The 6,415-nt window shown below is 71.3% G+C and carries 6 protein-coding genes; all 6 read right to left on the reverse strand.

Going from position 1 to position 6,415, the window contains the following annotated elements:
* Positions 1-909, reverse strand: a 909-nt coding sequence (locus ACIQOV_RS21810) for an ISL3 family transposase (RefSeq protein ID WP_401050830.1), incomplete at its 3' end; no start/stop codon positions are given.
* Between the two features lie 275 nt (positions 910-1,184).
* Positions 1,185-1,985: a hypothetical protein gene (locus ACIQOV_RS21815; protein ID WP_331768665.1), complete on the reverse strand. Its 801-nt coding sequence runs from the start codon at positions 1,983-1,985 to the stop codon at positions 1,185-1,187.
* A gap of 406 nt (positions 1,986-2,391) precedes the next feature.
* Complete coding sequence (locus ACIQOV_RS21820; protein ID WP_401050822.1) at positions 2,392-3,408, reverse strand: hypothetical protein; 1,017 nt, start codon at positions 3,406-3,408, stop codon at positions 2,392-2,394.
* A 630-nt stretch (positions 3,409-4,038) separates the two neighbouring features.
* Positions 4,039-4,515, reverse strand: coding sequence for a hypothetical protein (locus tag ACIQOV_RS21825; RefSeq protein ID WP_331768663.1), 477 nt, complete (start codon positions 4,513-4,515; stop codon positions 4,039-4,041).
* 420 nt (positions 4,516-4,935) lie between these two features.
* Positions 4,936-6,015 carry a hypothetical protein gene (locus ACIQOV_RS21830; protein WP_401050825.1) on the reverse strand — a complete coding sequence of 360 codons (1,080 nt, stop codon included), beginning with the start codon at positions 6,013-6,015 and terminating at the stop codon, positions 4,936-4,938.
* A 177-nt stretch (positions 6,016-6,192) separates the two neighbouring features.
* On the reverse strand, positions 6,193-6,415 hold a 223-nt coding region (locus tag ACIQOV_RS21835; protein WP_401050828.1), incomplete at its 5' end, for a hypothetical protein.

Genomic DNA, 6,415 nt, shown 5'->3' on the forward strand with positions numbered 1-6,415 from the left:
GATGCGTTCGTGGATCTGCTGGTGACGCTCGCGCGTGCGGGCGACCAGGGGACGCGGCCGGCCGTGGACGTCCAGCTCGTTCGAGCCGGCAGCCCCGGAACGGGGCATGTCATCCTGCTCTTCTCCGAGGGCGAGGGGTTCGCGCAGGTCGGCGCGGTGGCGGCCGACGACGCGCTCGACGGCCTCGGCGAGGTTGTGCAGCAAATGCCAGGCGTCGGCGACCTGTTGGGCCTGCGGCGCGCCTGTTCGGGCACCGTCGCGGAAGGATCCGGCGCGGTCGCGGCAGATCGTCCGTACTTCGGGGTGGTCGCGCAGCCAGGTGGCGAAGGTGTTCGCGGTGCGATCGGCCAGGACGTCGATCGGGCGGTGGGTGTCCATGTCCACGAGGACCGTCGCGTAGGTGCGACCACGGCGAACGGCGAACTCGTCCACTCCCAGACGCGGGACGAGGCCCGGCGACGGGACGGGCAGTGCGCGGATGAGACGGAGCAGGGTGTCCCGGCACGTGGTCATGGCCAGACGACCGGAGATCCGGGCTCGGGCCCGTCCGCCCAGAAAGAGGGCGATGTCGGTGAGCTGAGCGGTGAGCGCGGTCGTGCGACGCGCGTGGCGGGACGTCAGGGCCGGGATCTGCTCGGCGAACGTCCGCCGCCCGCACCGGTCGTTCCCACACACGAGACGACGCGCCCTCAGGTCCAGCCGCACCCGCCGACCCGCCACCGGACGGTCCGCAAGACGCCGCCGGTAGTAGCAGTGCAGCCGCGACGACATCCGCCCGCACCCCGGACAGACGGCCGACGCCGCCACCGACCGCACCGCGAGACGAACCTCGTCTTCCCCGAGAACCATCTCCTCGACCTCCACCCCGATCCCCGGGAAGAGAAGGTCCGCCACACGCACCGCATCCATCACGCCCAGGTCATGCCCACTACCCGAGCACGGTCGGCACGCACCCCTCAATCAGCGACAGAGCCCAGAAGTTGAGCCAGAACCGGAGGTCGTGAACAAAGCCAAAATGGGCGTCGGGGCGCGGTAGTCGAGCTCATTGACGCGTGTGCGCGGCTTCGTGGTGCACTGCGTCTGAGGTGCTGGCCGGGACCGTAGCGATCCTGCTTGGCCGGTCAAGTGGTCAGCGGTGCGGGCGGCCGCCCCGCTGGTTGGTGAGCGGGGCGGCCGGAAGCGGGTCAGGCGGTGGTCGGGGGTGTGAGGTGGTTGAGGGTGGTCAGGTAGGTGCCGGGGGTGGCCAGGTCGGAGGCGGTCGGCCAGGGAATGGGGGTGGTGAGCGGGAGGACGGCGGTGGTCTGGGGCAGTCGACTGGTGTAGACGCTTCCGTGTTCGCTGGTGAGCGTGGAGGGCGGGACGATGAGGACGCCGTTCAGGGTGTCGCCCGGTATGTCGGGGTCCGGGATGCGGTCCCTGAGCAGCCACAGGGCGCCGGCGACAGGCGACTGGTCGGGGCTGACGAGGGTCGTGACCAGCGCCATCGTGCAAGGCGCCTCGAAGGTGGCGTTTGAGGCGGTGGGCAGCGCGGTGAAGCTGTCAGGGGTGAGGTCGGTCGCCCGGGCGAAGAGGGCGGTGACGGCTTCGATCCGCTTCCGGGCCTCGTCCAGGGCTTTGGGTCCGAACCCGGGGACGATGTCGAGCACGTCTCCGAGTCGGGCGAGGTCGTAGCCGCGGGTGCGGGCGCCCTTGGGCTTGAGTGCGGTCAGGCCCGGCTGCTGGACGATCCGCCCCTGCCACGCGTGGATCTGCGGCGTCGAGAACACCGGCGCGAGGTTGCGGGTCACCACGGTGACGTACTGACCGTCGGTGAGGTCCAGCAGGTCTGCGCGCGTCGATCGCAAATCCAGGATGATGGAGGTGGCGTCCACGATGGCGATGAGACGCCCGCTGGGCTTCACCCTGGTGAAGGTGCTCAGCTGGTGGGGTTCGGACGGCTCGGTGCTGTGGATCAGGCTGTCCAGCAGAAGTGTGCTTGGGGCCATGGTGATACTCCGATCACGGTAGCGATGGGGTGAGGGAGGTTCCGCGGCGGCCCACGGTGGTGGAGCGTGGGGTGCGAAACGTCGCCGGGCGCACGTCGCTAGCGGGGAATGGTCCGTGGCGATCCCTCAACCCGGAAGGTAACTACGCGCTACAGCGGGTCAAGCTCGGCGAGGGGCCCTTCCGGTGTTGGTTGCACGTGGCGTGTCGGGGCAGCGACGTGCCGGGCGCTTCGGGTCTGGCCCGGGACGCCGGGCGGGCAGACCTTGATGCCGACGGCGGCGGGCCGCTGGGCAGCGCATCATCCGGTCGCCGGCTGCTTCGTCCTGACGACGGCGGGCCGCACAGCAGAGGGATGCTGTGCGGCCCGGTGGGCAAGGCGTGGGGCGATCATTGTCAGGACTGAGGTCAGACCGTTGCTTCGGCGGCCTCCGGTGCCGTGCCTCGCTCGCGGGCCGCGGCCACTCGAAGCGCGTGGCCGCGGTGCACCGTGATCGTGATCAGGTCCTCGCGCACCACGGTCCAGCCGGCCTCCGCGAACGCCACCTCGTGCGCGGCCGACAGCACGGTGGCCAGGTCCCGGCCGTGCCCTTCCGCGTAGGCGCTGTCCGGAGCGGTCACGCTCACCCGGTCGTGCAAGGCGGCAAGGACGGTGGGCGAGGTGTTGTCGACGTTGAAGACACCGTCTCGAAGGTGCGGAGGCAACTGCGGGTAGACCCGGTGCCCGATCGTGCCGCGCTCGCAGTTCTCACGGGAGAACCCGCGGACCCACAGCAGGTCTCGGGCGGCCCGGTACTCTGGGGTCTCCGGGCGCAGTCCGTCGCGCTCGCCGGTCGGCCGTTCGCCTCGGCGCACCAGGACGCCGTAGCCGACGCCGTACAGGCTCGGCGCGTCCTCGCCGGCATTCAGGCCCTGGGCGCGCAGTGTGGCAACGGCGTCCCGGACCCGCTCCACCTTCGTCGCGTGCGAGAACGTCAGGAGGAGCGCGCCGGAGGCCCTCATGACGCGGTACAGGTCCGGAGTCTCCCAATACGCCGGGAGGACGCCGGCCCGGGACAGGCCGCGCGAGGTGAGGGCCCGTGTCACGTTCCTCGCGGGTTCGTAGGGCGCGCCGGACACGAGCAGGCTCTGCAGCCGCCGTGTGCGGGTGAGCGAGGACTCGGAGGGCGTCACCGTGTAGCCGATGTCGCGCAGCAGGCCGGCACATTCGTCGAGGGCTCGGTTGCGCGCGCTTCGGACCGTCTGGATCCGGCGGGCCGGCAGAAGGGCCTCGTCGACGGCCCCGTCCTCGTACCACTCCACGATCAGGTCGGAGGCGCGTCCGTGGGGTGCGGCGACGGCGCCGACCGTGCAACGCAGGTTCCTGGCCTGGTGAGCTTCCTCGGAGGCGAGGTCGGCGCGGGTCACTTTGGCGTCGGCCAGCACGTCGAGTGCGATCCGAACCGCCGGAACGGCCGCATGTTCAGGGAGGCAGCCGCGGACCGGAAGCCGAGGGGATGCGGACATGATGCTCCTTGTCGCAGGGGGATGGCGCCGCGCCTGCTGGTAGGCGCGGCGCCGGCGGGAGTGAGCGCTTGATCTGGGCGGGCCGAGCTGAGTCGTCGCCCGCGGCCGAGCCGGCACGCGAACCTCTTCGGCCGTCGCTGATGCCCGGTGGAAGCAAGGGGGAAGGTAGCCGTCGTGTCGAGCCGTTCACCCCCCGGCCGGGACCGCCTTGACTCGGTCCGGCCTGCCGCGCGGGCCAGCAGCGGCCGTCGCCGCCAGGCCGGGCGCGTCGAAGCGCGCGGGCCTGGTCGGGGCGGGCTTTTGCGTCACCACCGGAGACCACCAGGCCGATCGGGCAGCCTCGGGCAGGTGTCGACTGCTGCTGGCCGCCGAGCGGGACCGCTCACCGGCCACCGCGATCTGGCTACCTCTGCAGTGGCTGAGCAGGACCTGGAACTGGGCCTGGGAACGCAGGCTGTGGGCTCTCGCATGGAGTTCGGTGACGCGCTCGACGCCTCGAATGCATGTGGCCGCCCCGCGGGAGGGGCGGCCACATGCGGTGGACGGGAGCTACATCTCCCCGTGGGTGAGAGCGGTGCTGCCGGCCAACGGAACGATGGTGGCCGGCGCATCCACCCGCTCATATCCATCGGAGGCCACCGCCAGGTGAACCTCGCGGCCGTCCGATCCGGTGATGTGCAGAACGTCTCCGACGGAGACCGCCCGCACGCCGCTTGGCCAGCTGCGGTTGAACGAGTCAGCGCCGGCGCTGTTGCCGATGAGGTACACACGGTCGGCTGCCGCCTCGACGGTGGACGCCTCGACGGTCAGGACCAGGGGGCCGTCGCCGAGGATCTCCGCCCGGGCGAGCGGCTGGCCGTGCTGGTAGCCGAAGAAGTTCAGGTACTGGCCACGCGGACCGGATGTGACGTTCAGGAGGACCGTTGCGGTGTAGCTCTGGGCCGAGGATGCGGCGTGACCGCGAGGCTGCGAGGCACTGCCGGAACGTCGGAAAACGCCGGCGAGAGGACGAGGAAATCGGGGCATGGGTCAGCTCCGGACGGGTGCAGAAGGCGGTCTGCGGCAGATCGCGCAGTCGGTTGACGAGGCGCGGGCCGGGACAACTGTCAGCCGTCCGGCCCGGCTGTGGGGCGTCAACGTAATCGCGGGCAGCGGCTGGTCAAGTGCCTCCACGGCCCCTTCGCCGATGCAGGCCGGGCGCGTGCTGCGGCCTCTGGCGCCACACGGACCTCGCCTGCGGTGGCACCGGTCGAACAGCCCGGAGCGTCCCGACGCAACCCGTGCAGAGAACTGCTTCGGCTCAGTCCTCTTGTCGCTGTGCCAGGTGGAGCTGCCGAGCGGCGGCCGCCCGCCAGCAGGTTCCATGCTGGCGTCTGCGGTTCGGTTCGACCCTTCCGCCGGCACACGGCTGCGCCGACCGAAGGCTCGGTCGGCGCAGCGGTGCGGCTACTTTCGGCGGCGGGCCCGGGTCTTCGCCTCCTCGATGGCGTCTTCGGGGGTCTTGCCCTCCTTGTGGGCGATCGCGGCGGCTACCTGCTGGATGGCGCTGTCGTCCGGCGTGGGGCGCCAGGACTCGAAGGCGTCGGCGAGCCAGATGCGGGCTGCGTGGGTGGTCTCGATGGTCTCGGTCCGCCCGCGTCCGGTAATGCGTAGAGGGGTTCCGTCGGGGTTGGCGATTGCGTTGGCGGCCTTGCTGGCGGCCCGGGCCACCTTCTCGAGTTCGCGGTCCTGCCGCTTCTTTCGGGCCGCGGCCTCTGCGCGGGAGGTCATGCGGCTGGGCCGGCGGTGGGCGTCGACCGGAGCGTCGGGGAAGCAGACGGTGCATGCGCGCTCCCCGGCGTCCCGGACGATCTGCTCGTCGGTCGCGCCGGAGTAGGCGGTCAGCCAGGCAAGCCGGGTGCGCTGCGGTCCGTTGTGGCAGGTCGAGCAGTGTTCGCTGCGGTGGGCGTGCCCGATCCCGCGGTCGGGTTGGGCGAGGAAGGTGCGGCTCCAACCGCCCCGCCGCTTCCACTCGGCCAGGTACGGCGCCTGCTCCTGAGCGATCCTTCGGAGTTCAGTGCTCGCTGCTGCGTGGGCGTCGAGGGCTGGGGGGATCGCAGGGTCGGTCCGGTCGCTCCTGCGGGCGGCTTCGAGCGCCTGGGCGTCGGACATGAGCCATGGTCCGCGGTTCTTACTGCCGGTCCGGCGGTCTCCGACCGCTGCATGGAGCACCTCGACGGCGAGATCGAGGCGATAGCGCGCTTTCCGGTACCAGGAGTCGAGTGCGGCCAGAGCGACGTCGATCTCGACAGGGGTGGCCGCGGCGAGGGTGGTGCCGGCAGCCCGAACGCGGTTGGCGGGCCAGGCGACCGTGAGACCGGTAGGGCTGTCGTAGGCGCTGCCCTCGACGGGCTGCATGTCGACGGTGCACCGGCGGCCGCGATCGGTCACGGCGGTGAGGGTGCCTGGGTGGTCCAGGCCGTTCGGGGTGCTGACCAGCACGGCAATGCCGGGCCTGAGCAGGGTTGGGGTGTCGGCAACGACCATCTGTCCGTCTCTCCGGGGAGGGGCGGGCGCAGCCACCAGGGGGCTGCACCGGGTTGATGGCCGTGAAGGTAGGGGCGGCTCCGTGCCAATCAAGTGGGCTTTGCCACGGGCGGCTCGGGCGGCGGCAGGCGGTACTCGGGTTGTGATCTGCTGTGCCTGCAGGTGGCTCTGATGTGGTCAGCGGGCCGCCCAAACGGGGCAACCGAAGGCGTGGACGGTCAGGATGAGAACGTCCCCGCCGTCCGTCCGCACTCGGCTTCGAGTGGCCGCGCAGCAGGTGGGCGGCCTCCCGGGAAGTGGCAGGTCCAGCTCGGCGAGGCCGGGGTCCTGCTCGGTGGCCGGCTGCGGGCCGAGGGCTGCAGATGAGGGGTAGCTGTCGGCGGGGTGCCCTGGTCCTGGG

Source organism: Kitasatospora sp. NPDC091257, from assembly GCF_044757675.1.
Taxonomy (GTDB): Bacteria; Actinomycetota; Actinomycetes; order Streptomycetales; family Streptomycetaceae; genus Kitasatospora; species Kitasatospora lactacystinica.

Bases quoted from the DNA above. Each gene is read 5' to 3' on its own strand.
- ACIQOV_RS21825 (WP_331768663.1), bottom strand. From the start codon at position 4,515: ATGCCCCGATTTCCTCGTCCTCTCGCCGGCGTTTTCCGACGTTCCGGC.
- ACIQOV_RS21830 (WP_401050825.1), bottom strand. From the start codon at position 6,015: ATGGTCGTTGCCGACACCCCAACCCTGCTCAGGCCCGGCATTGCCGTG.
- ACIQOV_RS21815 (WP_331768665.1), bottom strand. From the start codon at position 1,985: ATGGCCCCAAGCACACTTCTGCTGGACAGCCTGATCCACAGCACCGAG.